Origin of the sequence: Pseudarthrobacter sulfonivorans (genome assembly GCF_014712225.1) — a bacterium.
Classification (GTDB): Bacteria; Actinomycetota; Actinomycetes; order Actinomycetales; family Micrococcaceae; genus Arthrobacter; species Arthrobacter sulfonivorans.
This window is the reverse complement of the sequence record NZ_JACXBW010000003.1, coordinates 41,616-60,227: the sequence shown is the minus strand read 5'-3', so window position 1 is coordinate 60,227 and position 18,612 is coordinate 41,616. Positions and strand designations below refer to the sequence as shown.

At 65.1% G+C, this 18,612-nt stretch carries 13 protein-coding genes and 2 tRNA genes; 3 read left to right on the top strand and 12 right to left on the bottom strand.

Annotation, left to right across the window (positions count from 1 at the left end; genetic code table 11):
- From ileS to IAQ70_RS04630, 3 genes are all read right to left on the bottom strand, one after another.
- Positions 1–3,339: an isoleucine--tRNA ligase gene (ileS, locus tag IAQ70_RS04640; RefSeq protein WP_190988159.1), complete on the bottom strand. Its 3,339-nt coding sequence runs from the start codon at positions 3,337–3,339 to the stop codon at positions 1–3.
- A 358-nt stretch (positions 3,340–3,697) separates the two neighbouring features.
- A complete protein-coding gene (locus IAQ70_RS04635; protein WP_190988158.1) occupies positions 3,698–4,501 on the bottom strand; it encodes an SDR family oxidoreductase in 804 nt (267 codons plus the stop codon).
- 24 nt (positions 4,502–4,525) lie between these two features.
- A complete protein-coding gene (locus IAQ70_RS04630) occupies positions 4,526–4,891 on the bottom strand; it encodes a DUF488 domain-containing protein (protein ID WP_190988157.1) in 366 nt (121 codons plus the stop codon).
- Between the two features lie 62 nt (positions 4,892–4,953).
- On the opposite strand from IAQ70_RS04630, the gene valS reads away from it, so the two are divergent.
- Complete coding sequence (gene valS, locus IAQ70_RS04625) at positions 4,954–7,572, top strand: valine--tRNA ligase (RefSeq protein ID WP_190988156.1); 2,619 nt, start codon at positions 4,954–4,956, stop codon at positions 7,570–7,572.
- Between the two features lie 365 nt (positions 7,573–7,937).
- Here the strand turns inward: valS and IAQ70_RS04620 are convergent, their stop codons facing one another.
- From IAQ70_RS04620 to IAQ70_RS04595, 6 genes are all read right to left on the bottom strand, one after another.
- On the bottom strand, positions 7,938–8,552 hold the full coding sequence (locus IAQ70_RS04620) for a DsbA family protein (RefSeq protein ID WP_190988155.1): 615 nt from the start codon (positions 8,550–8,552) through the stop codon (positions 7,938–7,940).
- Between the two features lie 67 nt (positions 8,553–8,619).
- Positions 8,620–9,900, bottom strand: coding sequence for an ATP-dependent Clp protease ATP-binding subunit ClpX (gene clpX / locus IAQ70_RS04615; protein WP_190988154.1), 1,281 nt, complete (start codon positions 9,898–9,900; stop codon positions 8,620–8,622).
- 178 nt (positions 9,901–10,078) lie between these two features.
- Complete coding sequence (locus IAQ70_RS04610; protein ID WP_190988153.1) at positions 10,079–10,738, bottom strand: ATP-dependent Clp protease proteolytic subunit; 660 nt, start codon at positions 10,736–10,738, stop codon at positions 10,079–10,081.
- Positions 10,739–10,778: 40 nt separating this feature from the next.
- Positions 10,779–11,399 carry an ATP-dependent Clp protease proteolytic subunit gene (locus IAQ70_RS04605; RefSeq protein ID WP_190988460.1) on the bottom strand — a complete coding sequence of 207 codons (621 nt, stop codon included), beginning with the start codon at positions 11,397–11,399 and terminating at the stop codon, positions 10,779–10,781.
- Between the two features lie 253 nt (positions 11,400–11,652).
- Positions 11,653–13,041, bottom strand: coding sequence for a trigger factor (gene tig, locus IAQ70_RS04600; RefSeq protein WP_190988152.1), 1,389 nt, complete (start codon positions 13,039–13,041; stop codon positions 11,653–11,655).
- An 84-nt stretch (positions 13,042–13,125) separates the two neighbouring features.
- A tRNA-Pro gene (locus tag IAQ70_RS04595) sits at positions 13,126–13,200 on the bottom strand.
- A 143-nt stretch (positions 13,201–13,343) separates the two neighbouring features.
- On the opposite strand from IAQ70_RS04595, the gene IAQ70_RS04590 reads away from it, so the two are divergent.
- Positions 13,344–13,414, top strand: a tRNA-Gly gene (locus IAQ70_RS04590).
- Positions 13,415–13,480: 66 nt separating this feature from the next.
- On the opposite strand, the gene IAQ70_RS04585 is transcribed toward IAQ70_RS04590, so the two are convergent.
- Genes IAQ70_RS04585 through IAQ70_RS04575 form a run of 3 tightly spaced genes read right to left on the bottom strand, consistent with a single transcriptional unit; the run spans position 13,481 to position 15,930 of the window.
- On the bottom strand, positions 13,481–14,368 hold the full coding sequence (locus tag IAQ70_RS04585; protein WP_190988151.1) for an Fpg/Nei family DNA glycosylase: 888 nt from the start codon (positions 14,366–14,368) through the stop codon (positions 13,481–13,483).
- On the bottom strand, positions 14,368–14,862 hold the full coding sequence (locus IAQ70_RS04580) for a ribose-5-phosphate isomerase (protein WP_190988150.1): 495 nt from the start codon (positions 14,860–14,862) through the stop codon (positions 14,368–14,370). The genes IAQ70_RS04585 and IAQ70_RS04580 overlap by 1 nt, the downstream gene beginning before the upstream one ends.
- 51 nt (positions 14,863–14,913) lie before the next feature.
- A complete protein-coding gene (locus tag IAQ70_RS04575; RefSeq protein ID WP_190988149.1) occupies positions 14,914–15,930 on the bottom strand; it encodes a hypothetical protein in 1,017 nt (338 codons plus the stop codon).
- A gap of 108 nt (positions 15,931–16,038) precedes the next feature.
- Between IAQ70_RS04575 and pepN the strand changes: the two genes are divergently transcribed.
- Entirely contained in the window at positions 16,039–18,606 is a 2,568-nt protein-coding gene (pepN, locus tag IAQ70_RS04570) for an aminopeptidase N (RefSeq protein ID WP_190988148.1), read from the top strand.
- Positions 18,607–18,612: the final 6 nt, after the last annotated feature.

The following is an 18,612-nucleotide window of genomic DNA, read 5'->3' as shown; positions in this document are numbered from 1 at the left end:
CTAGGCCTCTGTTTTTTCGACGGTGATGCGGGGGTCCCCGGACCCGGCCGGAACGGTGTCCAGCTCAAGGGTCAGGGTTTCGGTCTTGACCAGCTCGGCGTTCGCCAGCAGCGCGTCGAGGACAGCCTGGCCGGCCGTCACCGTGGTCCGGATCCGGTCGCTGACGTTCAGCCCGGCGTCCTTGCGCGCCTGCTGGATGGCGCGGACCATGTCACGGGCCAGGCCTTCTGCTTCAAGCTCCGGCGTGACTTCGGTGTTGAGGACCACGAAGCCGCCGCCCGGCAGTACTGCGACAGCAGAAGATGCAGCAGCCGAACCGCCGTCAGCCCCCGCCACCACTGTCTCCAGCGCGTACTCCTGCGGTTCCAGCTCCAAACCACCGGCGGTAACTACACCCTCTTCGGAAACAGACCAGTCACCGGACTTGGAGCCCTTGATGGCCTGCTGGACGTTCTTGCCCAGGCGCGGCCCGGCAGCGCGGGCGTTGACCACGAGCTTCTGTTCGATGCCGAACTCCTCCGGGGACGCGCTCTCGGCGTCGAGCAGGCGGACGGACCGGATGTTCAGTTCATCGGCGACGACGGCGGCGAAACCTTCCAGCGCATCCGCGCCGGGTGCCACCACGGTCAGCTCCTGCAGCGGCAGGCGGACGCGAAGGTTCGCGGCCTTGCGGAGCGAGGAGCCGGTGGAGCAGATCTGCTGCACACGGTCCATCGCTTCCACCAGGGACGCGTTGGCCGGGAAGAGCTCCGCGTCCGGCCAGTCGGCCAGGTGCACGGAGCGGCCCCCGGTCAGGCCGCGCCAGATCTCCTCGGAGACCAGCGGCAGCAGTGAGGCGGCGACACGGGACACGGTCTCCAGCGCGGTGTACAGCGCATCGAAGGCGTCAACGTTCTCGTCGAAGAAGCGCTGGCGGCTGCGGCGGACGTACCAGTTGGTCAGCATGTCCAGGTAGCTGCGCAGTTCGTCGCAGGCGCCGGAGATGTCGTAGCTGTCCAGCTGCGCGGTCATGTTGCGGACCAGGTCGCCGGTGTTGGCCAGCAGGTACTGGTCCAGGGTGTCGGCGTAGCCGTCGTAGCGCAGCTTCGCGTCATACCCGGCCCCGCCGTCAGCGGCGTTCGTGTACAGCGTGAAGAAGCTGTAAACATTCCACAGCGGCAGGATGACCTGGCGGACGCCGTCGCGGATTCCCTGCTCGGTGACCACCAGGTTGCCGCCGCGCAGGATGGGGCTGGACATGAGGAACCAGCGCATCGCGTCGGAGCCGTCGCGGTCCAGGACCTCGGAGACGTCCGGATAGTTGCGCAGGCTCTTGGACATCTTCTGCCCGTCCGAGCCCAGCACGATGCCGTGGCTGATGACATTCCGGAACGCCGGCCGGTCAAACAGCGCGGTGGAAAGGATGTGCAGCATGTAGAACCAGCCGCGGGTCTGCCCGATGTACTCCACGATGAAGTCGGCGGGGTTGTGCGTATCGAACCAGGCCTCGTTCTGGAACGGGTAGTGCACCTGGCCGTACGGCATGGAACCGGAGTCGAACCAGACGTCCAGCACGTCCTCGACCCGGCGCATCACGGACTGGCCCTCTTCAGGGGTGCGGGGATCATCCGGGTTGGGGCGGGTCAGTTCGTCGATAAACGGGCGGTGCAGGTCAACCTGGCCGGCCTTGTTCAGCGGCAACCGGCCGAAGTCGGCTTCGATCTCGGCGAGGGAGCCGTAGACGTCGGTGCGCGGGAATTCGGGGTCGCTGGACTGCCACACGGGGATGGGGCTGCCCCAGTAGCGGTTGCGGCTAATGGACCAGTCGCGGGCGTTGGCCAGCCACTTGCCGAACTGGCCGTCCTTGACGTTGCCGGGGATCCAGTTGATCTCCTGGTTCAGTTCGGACATCCGGTCCTTGAACTTGGTGACTTCCACGTACCAGGAGGACACGGCGCGGTAGATCAGCGGGTTGCGGCAGCGCCAGCAGTGCGGGTAGCTGTGCTCGTAGCTGGCCTGGCGGACCAGGCGGCCCTGGGCGCGGAGCACCTGGGTGATGGGCTTGTTCGCCTCGAACACCTGCAGGCCGACGATGTCGTGCAGGTCGCCGTGGCTGAACAGCGGCAGGAACCTGGCACCTTCGTCTACGGACAGCACCACCGGGATGCCGGCCTCTTCACAGACCTTCTGGTCGTCCTCACCGTAGGCGGGGGCCTGGTGGACGATGCCGGTGCCGTCGGTGGTGGTGACGTAGTCCGCCACGAGGAAGCGCCAGGCGTTCTGCGTGCCGTACTTTTCGGTGTCACTGAAGTCGTGCCACAGCGGCTCGTACTGCAGGCCTTCGAGTTCGGCTCCGGTGTGGGTCGAGACGACGGCAGCCTCGGCAGAAGCGAAGTCCTCGTAGCCCAGGTCCTTGGCGTAGGCAGCCAGGAGGTCCGCGGCCAGGAGGAAACTGCCGGTGACGGGCGCGTCCGGCGAAGCGGCCTTGATGCCGTTGGGTCCGGCGGGGAGCACGGCGTACGTGATGGCAGGCCCGACGGCGAGCGCCAGGTTGGTGGGCAGCGTCCAGGGGGTCGTGGTCCAGGCGAGCGCCTGCACACCGGCCAGCTGCCGGGACAGCTCCGACTCCCCCGCCGTGATGGGGAACGTCACCGTGACCGTCTGGTCCTGGCGGTTCTTGTAGACGTCATCGTCCATGCGCAGTTCATGGTTGGACAGCGGCGTCTCGTCCTTCCAGCAGTACGGCAGCACGCGGTAGCCGTTGTAGGTCAGGCCTTTTTCGTGCAGCTGCTTGAAGGCCCAGAGGACCGACTCCATGTACTCGACGTTGAGGGTCTTGTAGTCGTTGTCGAAGTCCACCCAGCGGGCCTGGCGGGTGACGTAGCTCTTCCACTCGTCGGCGTACTTCATGACGGAGGCGCGGCAGGCGTCGTTGAACTTGTCGATGCCCATGGCTTCGATCTGGGTCTTGTCCGTCATGCCCAGCTGCTTCATGGCTTCCAGCTCGGCGGGCAGGCCGTGGGTGTCCCAGCCGAAGCGGCGCTCAACCCGGCGGCCGCGCTGGGTCTGGTAGCGGCCCACCAGGTCCTTGGCGTAGCCGGTCAGGAGGTGTCCGTAGTGCGGGAGGCCGTTGGCGAAGGGAGGGCCGTCGTAGAAGACGAATTCGTTGCTGCCGGGTTCGCCGCCGGGGGCGTCGGCGCTGCGCTGGTCGATGCTGGCCTGGAAGGTGCCGTCCTGGTCCCAGTACTTCAGGATGCGCTCTTCGATCTCCGGGAACTTCACAGAGGCAGAGACGCCAGCGGCGGCACCGCTCGAGGCAGTGGCAGAAGGGGAAGCTGAGGCTTTGGGGTAATACGTCATTCTCGACATCCTGGGTTGAGCTGGTGAACCGTCCAGCCGCTGCTGGCCGGTTCCGTTCAGGATGCGAGGACGGCTCCCGTGCAGTCCTAAAACTGCACACTTACCGCGGTACCACCTCACTTACCGGCACTGCGTCAGCTCCCCGGAAGGAGCCTTTGTTGTGCCGGCCGCTCATTACTGCTGTGACGGGCTTACCCGTCCGGTTCTAGTAACACTTGCCGCCATATGCAGGGCAGCGAGTGCGTTCTTCCGGAAGCTCACCGGTGATAGCCGGGTCGTAGCCACCTTTGAGTCTACTATCGCCCGGCTGCCCACCGCCATTCCGAGGCGCGCATACTCACAGTTCACCTGTTCGCAATCAGCCCTTGCGGATGAGCTTATGGGCGGCTGCCTGGGCTACTGGCCGGATGACGATCTGGTCCAGGTTGACGTGGTGCGGTGCGCTGACGGCGTAGCGGACGACGTCGGCCACGTCCTCTGCCGTGAGGGGCTTCTCCACCCCCTGGTAGACCTTCGACGCCGCCTGCGCGTCGCCGAGCCGGTTGAGGGCGAACTCCTCGGTCTGGACCAGGCCTGGCGCCACCTCGATGACGCGGACGTTATTCTCTGCTTCCTCCAGCCGGAGCGCACCGGTCAGGGCGTGCTGGGCGAACTTGGCCGCGTTGTAGCCGGCGCCGCCCTCGTAGGCCACCAGCCCCGCGGTGGATGTCAGGTTCAGGACCGTGCCCTCACCGTTGGCCCGCAGCATGGGCAGGAACGCCCGCGTGAGTTTCAGGGTGCCCAGGACGTTGACCCGGTACATCCATTCCCAGTCCTCGGTGTTGGCGGCGCCCACGTGGTCAGCTCCCTTCGCTCCGCCGGCGATGTTGATCAGCGTTCCCACGCCCCCTGCCTCGGTGACACGGGCAAGCAGCCGTGCAACGTCGTCGTCCTCGGCGATGTCGGCGGGAATCCCGACGGCGCCGGTCTCGGTTTCCAGCGCAGCCAGCCGTTCAGCGCGGCGCGCCACCGCGAAGACCTTCCAGCCTTCCGCCGTCAAGGCGCGGACCGTTGCCTCGCCGATGCCGGTGCTGGCGCCGGTAACAACTGCCGCCCTGTTGTGGCGTGCATCCTCTTGCGATGCCTGGTTCTGTGCTGTCCTGGTGCGTGAATCGTCAGTCATGGCACCACCCTAACGGCCACGGACCTACGGGCGCCGTTGTATGAACTCCCATATCACCTGCGCGTGATTCACCTCAGGATCCCGGGCGCCATAAAGGAGCGTGACCCGTTCGTGTGTCACCGCCAGCTCATGAAGCGTGTCAACGGCAGGGTTGTTGTCGAGCTCCTGCAAGTACAGCTGCCTGAAGTCCTCGAAGCGCTCTTTCATGTGGCCGAATTCCTTTCGGAGCGGCGGCGACGGCGCAATTTCCTTCAACCACAAGTCCAGCCGCGCGTTCTCCTTGCTGAGTCCGCGTAGCCAGAGCCTGTCCACCAGAACCCGGCAGCCGTCGTCGTCCGCGGGTGCCTCATAGATGCGTTTGATCCCAAAAGTTGCCGCCGCTTCACCCATACGCCGCACGCTACGGCAGCGCAGGAACCACCGGGCGGATGAGTCCATGAAACAATTGCCCAATGGCTGAAGACACTCAGGGTACAGACACGCCCTCCACCGCCCCTATCAACGTTCCGGACAAGCCCGCCCTTGAGGGGCTCGAAGCTGCCCTCACGCAGCGCTGGCTTGCCGAAGGGACCTACAAGTTCAACCCGGACACCACCCGGGAGCAGGTCTACTCGATCGACACTCCCCCGCCCACCGCGTCAGGGTCCCTGCACGTAGGCCACATGTTCTCCTTCACGCAGACGGATGTGCTGGCCCGCTACCAGCGCATGATCGGCAAGAACGTGTTCTACCCCATGGGCTGGGATGACAACGGCCTGCCCACCGAACGCCGCGTGCAGAACTACTACGGCGTCCGGTGCGACCCCGCCATTGCTTACAACGCCGACTACCAGCCGCCGGCGCAGCCCGCCAAGAACCAGCGCGATTTCGACGTCGTCTCGCGCCGGAACTTCATCGAGCTGTGCGAGGAACTGGCTGTGGAGGACGAAAAGGTCTTCGAAAGCCTGTTCCAGCAGCTCGGCCTGTCCGTGGACTGGCAGCTGACCTACCGGACCATCGATGATGCGTCCCGTGAAGTCTCCCAGCGCGCCTTCCTGGCAAACCTGGCAGCCGGCGACGCGTACATGGCCGAGGCCCCCACCCTGTGGGATGTCACCTTCCGCACCGCCGTGGCGCAGGCCGAACTCGAGGACCGCGAAGTGGCCGGCTCGTACTACCGGTACCCGTTCTTCACCGAAGACGGCGAAAAGATCTACATCGAGACCACGCGCCCGGAACTGCTGGCCGCCTGTGCCGCCCTCGTGGCTAACCCCGACGACGAGCGGTACAAGCCGCTGTTCGGCAAGAAGGTTACGTCCCCCGTTTTCGGCGTCGAGGTTGAGGTTAAGGCACACCCGCTCGCCAAGGCGGACAAGGGCTCCGGCGTCGCCATGGTGTGCACGTTCGGCGACCTCACCGACGTCACCTGGTGGCGTGAACTCCAGCTCCCCACCCGCGCCATCGTGGGCCGCGACGGCCGCATCATCGGCGACACTCCGGGCTGGATCACCACCGACGCCGGCCGCACCGCTTTTGAAGCCATCGCCGGCAAGACCGTCTTCAGCGCCAAGGAAACGGTCGTGGAGCTCCTGGCTGCCGCGGACCTGATCGACGGTGAGCCGAAAAAGATCATGCACCCCGTGAACTTCTACGAAAAGGGCGATAAGCCCCTCGAAGTGGTCACGTCACGCCAGTGGTACTACCGCAACGGCGGCCGCGACGAAGACCGCCGCGAACGGTTGATCGCGCGCGGGCACGAGATCAACTTCCACCCCGCCTTTATGCGGTCCCGCTTCGAAAACTGGATCTCGGGCCTCAACGGCGACTGGCTGGTCTCCCGCCAGCGCTTCTTCGGCGTGCCCATCCCCGTCTGGTACCCGCTGGACGCCGACGGCAACCCCGACTACGACTCGCCGATCGTGCCCTCGAACGAGCAACTGCCGGTGGATCCCGCCGCGGACGCCGCTCCCGGCTTCGACGAGGCGCAGCGCGATGTTCCGGGTGGTTTCACCGGCGACGCCGACATCCTGGACACCTGGGCGACGTCATCCCTGACGCCGCAGATCGTGGGCGGCTGGAGCCGGGACGAGGACCTCTTTGCCAAGGTGTTCCCGTTCGACCTGCGTCCCCAGGGGCACGACATCATCCGGACCTGGCTCTTCTCCTCCGTGGTCCAGGCCGACGCACTGCAGAACGTCGCGCCGTGGAAGCACGCCGCCATCTCCGGCTGGATCCTGGACCCGGACCGGAAGAAGATGTCCAAGTCCAAGGGCAACGTGGTGGTCCCCACCGACGTGCTCGACGAATTCGGTTCCGACGCGGTCCGCTACTGGGCCACATCAGCCAAGCTCGGCGCTGACACGGCCTATGAGATCGCCCAGATGAAGATCGGCCGCCGGCTGGCCATCAAGCTGCTCAACGCCTCAAAGTTTGTGCTGAACCTTGGGGCCACCGAAAATTCGGTGGTCTCCACGGACCTCTCGGTCCTGACCAATCCCCTGGACCGCGCCGTGCTGGCACAGCTGGCTGACGTTGTTCGGCAGTCCACCAAGGCGTTCGATAACTACGACTACGCCCGTGCCCTGCAGATCACCGAGAGCTTCTTCTGGCAGTTCACCGATGACTATGTGGAACTCATCAAGGACCGCGCCTACGGTGCTGCCGGCGAGGCAGAGCAGGCATCTGTCCTGGCCGCCCTGGCAACGAGCCTTGACACGATGCTGCGGCTGTTCGCCCCGTTCCTGCCGTTCGCTACCGAAGAGGTCTGGGGCTGGTGGCGCACCGGTTCAGTGCACCGTGCTGAATGGCCCGCCGCCGTTGAGGTGGATGGCGACACCACCCTGTTGGCCACCGTGGGCACTGCCCTCAGCGGTGTCCGCAAGGCGAAGTCCGAGGCCAAGGTCAAGCAGCGCACCGAAGTCCTCTCGGCCACCATCACGGCCTCTGAGTCCCTGACCACGCAGCTGAAGGCCGGGCTGGGCGACCTGAAGGCAGCCTCGAACGCCCGCGAACTGACCCTGGTGGCAGGCGACGGCGAACTCACGGTCAGTGACGTGGTCCTGGCGGCTCCCGAGGAGCAACCGACCGCCTGACCCCTGGGCGGGCCCTGTTGAGGGCCCGCCTCGAAGTATCAGCCTGTTTTCGGGCAAAGGGGAAGCCCCATCAGCGTTTTGCCGTTGGTGGGGCTTCGACTTTGCGGCCATCTGGTGACGTCTTAATGGTCTGGCAGGATCCTGGGATTTTCAGGTCTTCCTACCTCGTCACTGGTAGCTTATATCTGACTTTGCCGAAGGCTGCGTCGGATATATATCACTGAATCTTTGGTTCCTGCGTCTCACTTCTTTCGAAGTGGGTAAGAACTATTCTGGTCCGGTGGCGGGGCAAGCGCAAGAGCCCCTGAAGAACTACATGAGAGTAATTCTTCAGGGGCTCTCTGCTGCCCGGCGAGGGGTGCCGGTCAGTTGAATTCGGGGCTTTCGCTGCGGCTGCGCTTGATCTCGAAGAAGTGCGGGAAAGAGGCCAGCGTGACCGAGGCGTCCCACAGCTGCCCGGCCTGCTCCCCCCGCGGGATGCGGGTCAGTACCGGGCCGAAGAATGCGGTTCCGTTGAAGGCCACAACGGGCGTGCCGACGTCCTGGCCCACCAAGGAGATGCCTTCTTCGTGGCTTGCCCGCAGCTGGGTGTCGAAGGCGTCCGTGGTGGCAGCGTCCGCCAGGCTGGCCGGAAGGCCGCACTCGGCGAGGGCCTTGCTGATGACGATGCCAAAGTCCTTTTCGCCGCCAACATGGATCAGCGTGCCCATGGCGTCGTACAGGGGCTTGACCACCTGGTCACCGTGCAGTTCCTTCGCGGCGATGATGACGCGCACCGGGCCCCATGCCTTGTCCATGAGCTCCCGGTAGCCGGCGTCGAGATCCCGCCCCTCGTTCAGGACGGCCAGGCTCATCACATGCCACACGGTCCTGATGTCCCGGACTTCCTCAACCTCGCCGATCCAGCGGGAAGTGATCCAGGCGAACGGGCACAGCGGATCGAACCAGAAATCGGCGTGGTTGGTGGTGGTTTCAGTCATGCGTGAGTCCTCTGGGTTCGTCAGTGCTGTGAATCGTTGGTGCCGTAAAGCGTGAGCCCGGGATGGGTCAGGCGGATTTGCGACGCTTGGTCACGTGCGGGATCAGCGTAGGCTCCGCCTTCTTCAGGACAACGTCGGCGGTGATCACCACGCTGGCCACGTCCTCCCGGCTGGGCAGGTCAAACATCACCGGCAGCAGCACTTCCTCCATGATGGCGCGCAGGCCGCGGGCGCCGGTGCCGCGCTCCAACGCCTGATCGGCGATCGCGTTCAGCGCGTCGTCGTCGAAAGCGAGTTCCACGCCGTCGATCTGGAACATCTTCTGATACTGCTTGACCAGCGCGTTCTTGGGCGTGGAGAGGATCTGGATGAGGGCGTCGCGGTCCAGGCTCGAGACCGTGGTGATCACAGGCAGGCGGCCGATGAATTCCGGGATCAGGCCAAACTTCAGCAGGTCTTCAGGCATGACCTCGCCGTAGGAGTCCACTTTGTTGCTGGCATCGTTGAGCGGGGCGCCGAAGCCGATGCCCTTGCGCCCGGAGCGTGAGCCGATGATCTCTTCGAGTCCGGCGAAGGCGCCTGCCACGATGAAAAGCACGTTGGTGGTGTCGATCTGGATGAATTCCTGGTGGGGGTGCTTCCGCCCGCCCTGCGGCGGTACCGACGCAACGGTTCCTTCCAGGATTTTCAGCAGGGCCTGCTGGACGCCTTCACCGGAGACATCCCGGGTGATGGAGGGGTTTTCGCTCTTGCGCGAAATCTTATCGATTTCGTCAATGTAGATGATGCCCTGTTCGGCCTTTTTGACGTCGTAGTCCGCGGCCTGGATGAGCTTAAGCAGGATGTTCTCCACGTCCTCACCCACGTAGCCGGCCTCGGTGAGCGCCGTGGCATCGGCAACGGCGAACGGAACGTTCAGCCGCCGGGCCAGGGTCTGGGCGAGGTAGGTTTTGCCGCAGCCCGTGGGGCCGATCAGCAGGATGTTGGACTTGGCTATCTCAACGTCGTCGTGGTGGCCGCCGTCGGCGAGGCTGCCGCTCTTCGGTGCGTGGCCGGCCTGGATCCGCTTGTAGTGGTTGTAGACGGCGACGGCGAGGGAACGCTTGGCAGGCTCCTGGCCAATGACGTATTCCTGCAGGAAGTCGAAGATTTCGCGGGGCTTGGGGAGTTCGAAGCTTCCCAGATCGGCGACTTCCGCGAGCTCTTCCTCAATGATCTCGTTGCAGAGTTCAATGCATTCGTCGCAGATGTAAACACCGGGCCCGGCAATGAGCTTGCGCACCTGCTTCTGGCTCTTTCCGCAGAAAGAACACTTCAGCAGATCCGTGCTCTCGCCAATCCGAGCCATATGTGAACCCCTTTAGAATCTTGCTGCCAGGCAGCTGTGCACCGTTGCTGGAATCGTGGCGGGCCTGGGAGGACCGGCCGTGACACCTTCCACTCTAGGTCACAATTGCCCGCAAGGGTGGAAAGCGAAGGCCGGTGCGGCCCAAATACTGGACCGCACCGGCCGCTGAAGAGCCTGGCTACCTGGTGATGGCCTGCGGCTTCATCTTTCGGGAATCAAGCACCTGGTCGATGAGCCCGTAATCCAGGGCCTCGGCAGCTGTCAGGATCTTGTCACGCTCAATGTCGTTGTTGACCTGCTCCGGCGTACGGCCCGAGTGGTGTGCCAGCGTGTCCTCAAGCCAGGACCGCATCCGCATGACTTCCGCGGCCTGGATCTCGAGGTCCGAGGCCTGTCCACCCTGGCCGCCGGAGAGTGCGGGCTGGTGGATCAGGACCCGGGCGTTGGGCAGCGCCAGGCGCTTGCCCGGGGTACCGGCGGCCAGGATCACGGCGGCGGCGCTGGCGGCCTGTCCGAGGCAGACAGTCTGGATCTCCGGCCGAATGTACGTCATGGTGTCGTAGATCGCGGTCATCGCGGTGAAGGAGCCGCCCGGGGAGTTGATGTAGAGCGTGATGTCCCGGTCCGGGTCGGTGGACTCGAGCACCAGCAGCTGGGCCATGACGTCGTCGGCCGAGGCGTCGTCAATCTGGACACCGAGGAAGATGATGCGGTCCTCGAACAGCTTGGTGTACGGGTCCTGGCGCTTGAAGCCGTAAGGCGTGCGCTCTTCGAACTGGGGAAGTACGTAGCGGCTGGTCGGAAGGTTACCGGCAGTCGATCCGAAGTTGTAGGTCATTTTTGTTGCTCCTGATCTGAATGTTCGAAAGTGCCGGTTACTACTCGGAAGCCGACTCGCCGGAGGTGCCGTTGGCGGTGCCGCCACCGCCGGACACGGAACCGGCGTGGGCCGCGATCTTGTCGAAGAAGCCGTACTCGAGGGCTTCGGTGGCAGTGAACCACTTGTCGCGGTCGTTGTCCTTGAGGATGGTGTCCACGGACTGGCCGGTCTGGTCCGCAGTCAGTTCAGCCATGACCTTTTTCATGTGCAGGATCAGTTCGGCCTGGATCTTGATGTCCGAGGCCGTGCCGCCGATGCCGCCGGAGGGCTGGTGCATCAGGACGCGCGCGTTGGGGGTGGCGTAGCGCTTGCCCTTGGTGCCCGAGGACAGCAGGAACTGGCCCATGGAGGCTGCCAGGCCGGTGGCGACGGTGACGACGTCGTTGGGGATGAACTGCATGGTGTCGTAGATGGCCATGCCGGCCGTGACGGACCCGCCGGGAGAGTTGATGTAGAGGTAAATGTCCTTCTCCGGGTTCTCCGCGGAAAGGAGCAGCAGCTGCGAGCAGATGGCGTTGGCATTGTCATCGCGCACCTCGGAGCCCAGCCAGATGATCCGCTCTTTCAGGAGCCGGTTGTAGATGTAGTTGTCCTGGCCTGCCGGATCGACAGTCGCCATCCGGGGGGTCTCTGCGTGCTGTGACATGTGTACTTACCTCTCGCTGGTGACGGTGACATCACTGAACTTCACTACTTGGACACTAACCGGTCTGATGGCTGATTTGTTCGCCGGAATCGCGCTGTTCGCTGACGGCGCACGATCCCCGGGCAGCCGTCGAGGCAATGCCGTTCCCGGGGCGGCGCCCTTAACGAAAGCAGCCCCCGGACCGGTTGGTCCAGGGGCTGCCTTCAGTTGCACTGCCGGGGGCGTGCTAGAACTTCACAGCTGCCGGGTCGTCGCTGGGAGTCGCTTCCGTCCCGGCCTTGGCGTCCTCAGTTGACTCCTCAACAGCGGGAGCGTCTTCCTCGCCGCCGGGGCGGACGAAGTCGCTGAGGTCAACAGCCTTGCCGTCGGTGTCGGTGACAGTGGCCTGGCCGAGGACAACTGCCAGTGCCTTGCGGCGGCGGACCTCGGATACCATCATGGGGACCTGGCCGCTCTGATCAATGATCTGGGCGAACTGGTTCGGGTCCATGCCGTACTGGCTGGCGGTGGAGACGATGTAGTCGATCAGCTCGTTCTGGCTGACGTTGACTTCTTCCTTTTCGGCGATCGCGTCCAGGATGACTTCGTTCTGGAAGGCGCGGGCCGTGTTGGCCTTGACCTCTTCGCGGTGTTCCTCGGTGTCGTGCTCGCCTTCACCGTGGCCGTTGCCCTCCTTGAAGTGGGCTTCGAGCTGCTCTTCAACCACAGAGTCAGGAACGGGGACCTCAACGAGCTCAACGAGCTTGTCCAGAACCTTGTCGCGGGCCTCTACGCCCTGCTCAACAACCTTGGAGTCCGCGGCCTGCTTGGCCAGGTCCTCACGGAGTTCAGTGAGGGTGTCGAACTCGGAAGCCAGCTGGGCGAAGTCATCGTCGGCCTCGGGGAGCTCGCGCTCCTTGACGGCCTTGAGGACAACCTTGACCTGGGCGGACTCGCCGGCGTGGTCGCCACCCACCAGGGTGGTGTCGAAGATGGCATCTTCGTCGACGCTGAGGCCGGTCACGGCTTCGTCGAGGCCTTCGAGCATGGTGCCTGCGCCCACCTGGTAGGACAGGCCGGCAGCGGAGTCAACGTCCGCGCCGTCAATGGTGGCGGTGATGTCGATGGTCAGGAAGTCGCCATCGGCAGCCGGACGCTCCACGGACTTGAGCGTGCCGAAGCGGCCACGCAGTTCGTCCAGGGCCTTGTCCACGTCTTCGTCGGAGGATTCCGCGGCAGCTACCTCGACCTTGATGCCGGCGTAGTCCGGGAGTTCGATCTCGGGGCGGATATCAACCTCGGCGTGGAACTTCAGTTCCCCGTCAGTGGAGGTGGGGTCCGGAACTTCGGTGATCTCAACCTCGGGACGGCTCAGGGGGCGGATGCCGGATTCCTGAACTGCAGCCTGGTACCAGCCGTTGAGGCCTTCGTTGATGGCAGTCTCCAGGACGTAGCCGCGGCCGACGCGCTGGTCGATCAGCTTGGACGGGACCTTGCCCTTACGGAAGCCAGGGACCTGGATCTGCGAAGCAACAGTCTTGTAGGCCTCGTCGATGCTGGGCTTCAATTCCTCAAAGGGGACCTCAACATTGAGCTTGACCCGCGTGGGGGTGAGGTTCTCGACAGCGCTCTTCACGGTCTAAGTACTCCTGGGGTTTGTGGGATGGGTATCTGCAACGCATTTCTTCCCCGGGCCGCCTAGACGGTCGAGGCCGCAGAGTCGGGGTGACAGGATTTGAACCTGCGACTTCCTGCTCCCAAAGCAGGTGCTCTAGCCAAGCTGAGCTACACCCCGTAAGTGCACAGGCAAGTCTACGGTCATTCCGGCCCTGTTTGCACATTTGACACGTGGGGCATGAATTAGGTTTAGTTGTATCCGGCTTCAACAGCCAGCCCGAAGAACGCAGCAACCCGGCAAACCGGCGAATGTGCTTTTCCGGGGACGTAGCTTAATGGTAAAGCCTCAGTCTTCCAAACTGATTACGCGGGTTCGATTCCCGTCGTCCCCTCCGGATATGCAAGACAAAAGCAGGGCCCCTCGCTGAGGGGCCCTGCTTTTTTGCAGGCTGATTTTGTTATTGCTGGCAGGCCGGGCACCAGTACAGCTTGCGGCCAACCAGTTCTGTCATGGCTACCGGGGCGTCACAAACCCTGCACGGGAGCCCTTCCCGCTTATAGACGTAATGCGCGTCGTCCCCCGCGGGCAGCACGGCGCCTTCCTCCCAATACGCCGCCGGCGTGGTGATAATCCGCCCGTCCCGGACGCCGTCGGCCATCACTGCGGCTGTATCGTCCCACAACAGCCCGGCTGCGCAGGCGGATAAGGCGTTGCCGGGCAGCCAGGGGTCCAGCCGTTGGCGGAACAGCACTTCGGCCCGGTAGACGTTCCCGACGCCGGCGATCACCTTCTGGTCCATCAGCAGCGCCGCGACGGGCGTCTTACGGGACAACAGGCCCGTCACAAACCCGGTTTTGTCTTCGGGCCGGTTCCTCAGCGGGTCGGGGCCCAACCTGGCCAGGACGGCGCGCGCCTCAGCCTCGGTGATGGCGGCACAGGTAGTGGCGCCGCGCAGGTCCGCCCAGCCGTGCCGGCTCACGAGCCGGACGCGAACGGCGCCTTTGGGTTCCGGCGGCCCCGAGTAAGCAACCTCCTCGAGGTCCGCAAAAAGCTCGCTCTCACCGATCTTCCGCGGCGCACCGATGCTGGACGCGCCACGGAAGGTGGCATCGCCGCCAAAGTCCCAGGCCCCGTAAAGGCCCAGGTGGACGTGCAGCACCACGGCGTGGTCAAAATGCAGGAAGAGGTGCTTGCCGTGGGCCCGCGAGTCCGTCAGCACCTGGCCGTCCAGGAGCGCCGCGCCGGCCGTAAACCGGCCCTGCGGGCTGCTGACGTACAGCGTCTCACCGGTAAAGACGTCCCCGAACTGTTGCGCCAGGCGGCGGACTGAGTGCCCCTCCGGCACTACTCGATGACCTCGCCCGTGGCCTCATAGGCCGCGATCTTGCCGATCCGGCGGACGTGCCGCTCGTCGTTGCTGAAGGGCTCGGCGAGGAAGGCTTCGATCAGCTCAGTGGCTTCCTCGACCGTGTGCTGGCGGCCGCCGACAGCCACCACGTTGGCGTCGTTGTGTTCCCGCGCCAGCTTCGCAGTGGAGTGGTTCCAGGCGAGTGCTGCGCGGACGCCCTTCACTTTGTTGGCTGCGATCTGCTCGCCGTTGCCCGAGCCGCCCAGGACGATGCCCAGTGCCTGGACGCCTGCCTGCTGGTCGGCCACCACGGCGAGCGCTGCGTTGATGCAGAAGGACGGGTAGTCATCCTGCGCGTCATACTCCTTGGGACCGTGGTCCACCACCTCGTAGCCCCTGGCAGTGAGGTGGCTGACCAGATGGGCGCTGAGTTCCATCCCTGCGTGGTCGGTGGCGATGTGTACGCGCGGGAAGGCAGGGGAAGAAGTCACAGCAGTGTCCGTTCGTTTCGGGCCAGGGTCAGATCAACATCGACAAGGATACTAGGATCCGGTCGCGCCGGGCCCTGAACCGGGGCCGCCGCGCTGTGCCCTCGCTGCGACGCGCGTCAGAACCTCGGCAAGCCGTGCGGCCTTCGCGGGGCTGCCGCCGCTGACCGCGACATTGTGTCCGTCAGTCTTGCGTACGACGACGGCGGGGCCGCTGCTGACCAGCATCGCGGCGGTGCCGCCGTGGTTCCGGTAGCCCCACCCGCCATAGTCCGCTGCGCGGACGTCCGCGGCACTGGCAGCGGAAATCGCGGCCGCGGGAACATCCATGACCGGCAGTACGCCGGCCACCAGCACGCGCAGGCCCCGTCGGTCCGCCTTGACCCGGGCGAAGAGGAACGCTGCGGCCACCACGGCAGCGGCCGCCACGAGGGCACCCAGCCAAGGCAGTGCCACAGCGATCAGGGCAGCCGGAAAGAGGCTGGCAACAGCGATCATGACAAACACGGAACTCCGGGCGTGCACCCAGAGCCGGTACGTGTCCTCCGCCAGGTCAGGATCCAGCTCACGGGCGAGGGCAAGTTGCAGGGCACGGTCATCCTCGGGCGACCACTGATTGTCAGCCTTGAAGACAAACCCCATGATGACTCCAAGCGACAGGGCCGCGCCGCTTCCCACCGCGAGGACAATCACGTCCACGTGGGACTCCCGGGCATCGGCGAGCCCCGTCTGGCCAACCAATCCGGCCGCCAGGACAGCGGTGACGAACAGGCTCACGGACAGTCCTGCGCCCATCATGATCCGCCGCATCACAGTGGGCCGGGACAGGGGCACTGCCTGGGACAGCACCAGCCAGCCGGCGGCGATGATCAGCGCCGCGCCGCCCCACGCGTAGGCACCGAACGGCGCAAAGTAAGCGCCGCCGTCGGCCGTCCAGCCGATCGCCACCGGGTCCGGAAGATCGGCACGCAGCAAAAAGGCGCTGAACACAAAAGCCCCGGCAAGTACCACCGGAAAGCCCACCGCGAAGCGAAGCGCCCTGGCATCCACTGAATCCCGGAACTTTCCCATGCTCTAACGCTACTCCCGCCAGCGGCCGTGACAGAATGACTTCACTTGTGCCGGAGCAGGCCACCGCCCGCCGGCAACCGACCCTTCTGGAGGCCCCACTTGCCAGGTATGAACCTGACTCGCGCCGAAGCCCGCGAGCGTGCCGAACTCATCAACGTTGACTCCTACGAGGTCACCCTGGATCTCACCAGGGGCGGGCAGGTCTTCGGGACCACCACTACGGTGAAGTTCACGGCCGTGCCCGGCTCCTCCACGTTCATCGACGCCGTCACCCACACCGTGCACAGCGTCACGCTCAACGGGCGGGCACTGGACCCCGCCAGCGTCTCCGACGGCATCCGCATCCAGCTGCCCGACCTGGCGGACAGCAACGAGCTCACCGTGGTGGCGGACGCGCCCTACATGAACACCGGCGAAGGCCTCCACCGGTTCGTTGATCCGGTGGACAACGAGGTGTACCTGTACACCCAGTTCGAGGTGCCCGATTCGCGGCGCATGTTCGCGGTCTTCGAACAGCCCGATCTCAAGGCCACCTTCGCCTTCACAGTCACGGCGCCGTCGCACTGGGACGTCATCTCCAACTCCCCCACCCCGGGGGCCGTGCAAACCACACCGGGCGGCGACGGCGGCGCCCGCTCCGTCTGGACGTTCGCCCCCACGCCGCGGCTGTCCTCGTATGTCACTGCACTCATCGCCGGCCCGTATCAGTCCGTCCGCAGCGAAGTGGCCAGCTCCGACGGCCGGATGATCCCGCTGGGCGTCTTCGCCCGGAAATCCCTGATGCAGTACCTCGACGCGGACAACATCTTTGAACTGACCCGGCAGGGCTTCGAATTCTTTGAGGCCCAGTTCGGCGTCGCCTATCCGTTCGAAAAGTACGACCAGCTGTTTGTGCCCGAGTTCAATGCCGGTGCCATGGAGAACGCCGGTGCCGTGACCATCCTTGAGGGCTACGTGTTCCGCAGCAAGGTCACCGGCGCGCAGATCGAACGCCGTGCCATCACCGTGCTGCACGAGCTCGCCCATATGTGGTTCGGCGACCTCGTGACCATGCGCTGGTGGAACGACCTCTGGCTCAACGAGTCCTTCGCCGAATACATGTCGCACCTCGCCGCGGTGGAAAACACGTCCTTCACCAGCGCCTGGACCACGTTCGCCTCGGTGGAGAAATCCTGGGCCTACCGCCAGGACCAGCTTCCCACCACCCACCCGATCTTCGCCGAAATCAACGATCTGCAGGACGTGGAGGTCAACTTCGACGGCATCACTTACGCCAAAGGCGCCTCGGTACTGCGCCAGCTCGTGGCCTGGGTGGGGCCGGAGCAGTTCATGGCCGGCGTCCGCGAATACTTCGCCAAGCACGCCTGGCAGAACACCGAGCTCAGCGACCTCATGGCGGAGCTGGAAAAGGCCAGCGGCCGCGACCTTGACCAGTGGGGCCGGCTCTGGCTCGAGACGGCCGGCGTCAACACGCTCGCGCCGGAACTCGAAGTGGACGCTTCCGGGACGCTGACAGCTTTCAGCATCGTCCAGTCCGCCGTGGCGGAGTGGCCCACCATCCGTCCGCACCGGCTGGCCGTCGGGTTCTACAACCTGGACAGCGCCGGCAAGCTGGAACGCGTGCACCGGGAGGAGCTCGACGTCGACGGCGAGCGCACCGAGGTGCCCGCGCTGGTCGGGCTGGCGCAGCCGGACCTGATCCTGGTGAACGACGACGACCTCGCCTACGCCAAGGTCCGGCTCGACGGAAAGTCGTTGGCCACGGCCACGGCCCACCTGAAGGATTTCAGCGGCAGCCTTCCCCGCACCCTGGTCTGGAACTCCGCGTGGGATGCCGCGCGCGACGGCGAGACCCCTGCACGCCGGTACGTGGAACTGGTCCTGGCCAACGTGGCTGCCGAATCAGATTCCTCCGTGATCATGGTCCAGCTGCGCCAGCTGGCCACCACGCTGAACTTCTATGTTGCCGAGGAGCACCGCGCAGCCACCACCGTTGCGGCCGCGGACACGCTGTGGGGCCTCGCCAGCGCAGCAGCCGGCCGTTCCGACGCCCAGCTTCAGTTTGTGAAGTCGTTCGCCCTGCTGGCTTCCAGTGGCGCCCAGCTGGACACAGTGGCGGGCCTTTTGGACGGCTCTGTGGCGCTGGACGGGCTGGCCGTGGACCAGGACCTGCGCTGGGAACTGCTGGCGTCGCTGGTGGCGGGTGGCCGCCTGGGCCGGGAAGAGATCGACGCGGAACTGGAGCGCGACAACACGGCCAGCGGGCAAAACGCTGCCGCACTGGCCACGGCGGCGATCCCCACCCCGGCGGCCAAGGCGGCTGCCTGGGAGTCGATCGTGGTCAAGGGCGAGCTCTCCAATGCGCTGCAGGGTTCGGCGGTCAGGGGCTTTATGCGCGTCCTGGACCGGACGCTCCTGGAGCCGTTTGCGGAAAAGTACTTCGACGCCGTTCCCGGGATCGTGGCGAACCGCACCCACGCACTGGCCCAGCAGATCGTCGTCGGGCTTTACCCCGCGCTGCTGACAACGCAGGCCACGGTGGACCGCACGGACGCCTTCCTTGCTGGACTCCCGGCGGACAGTTCGGCGCTGCGGCGCATGATGCTGGAGAACCGCGACGGCGTGGCCCGGGCCCTGCGGGCACGCGCGGCGGATGTCCTTCCGGGCGATGTGTAGGGCGGC

What these genes read in the sequence shown, in the direction of transcription:
- ileS (WP_190988159.1), bottom strand. Translation starts at nt 3,339, where the DNA reads ATGACGTATTACCCCAAAGCCTCAGCTTCCCCTTCTGCCACTGCCTCG.
- IAQ70_RS04635 (WP_190988158.1), bottom strand. Translation starts at nt 4,501, where the DNA reads ATGACTGACGATTCACGCACCAGGACAGCACAGAACCAGGCATCGCAA.
- IAQ70_RS04630 (WP_190988157.1), bottom strand. Translation starts at nt 4,891, where the DNA reads ATGGGTGAAGCGGCGGCAACTTTTGGGATCAAACGCATCTATGAGGCA.
- valS (WP_190988156.1), top strand. Translation starts at nt 4,954, where the DNA reads ATGGCTGAAGACACTCAGGGTACAGACACGCCCTCCACCGCCCCTATC.
- IAQ70_RS04620 (WP_190988155.1), bottom strand. Translation starts at nt 8,552, where the DNA reads ATGACTGAAACCACCACCAACCACGCCGATTTCTGGTTCGATCCGCTG.
- clpX (WP_190988154.1), bottom strand. Translation starts at nt 9,900, where the DNA reads ATGGCTCGGATTGGCGAGAGCACGGATCTGCTGAAGTGTTCTTTCTGC.
- IAQ70_RS04610 (WP_190988153.1), bottom strand. Translation starts at nt 10,738, where the DNA reads ATGACCTACAACTTCGGATCGACTGCCGGTAACCTTCCGACCAGCCGC.
- IAQ70_RS04605 (WP_190988460.1), bottom strand. Translation starts at nt 11,399, where the DNA reads ATGGCGACTGTCGATCCGGCAGGCCAGGACAACTACATCTACAACCGG.
- IAQ70_RS04575 (WP_190988149.1), bottom strand. Translation starts at nt 15,930, where the DNA reads ATGGGAAAGTTCCGGGATTCAGTGGATGCCAGGGCGCTTCGCTTCGCG.
- pepN (WP_190988148.1), top strand. Translation starts at nt 16,039, where the DNA reads ATGAACCTGACTCGCGCCGAAGCCCGCGAGCGTGCCGAACTCATCAAC.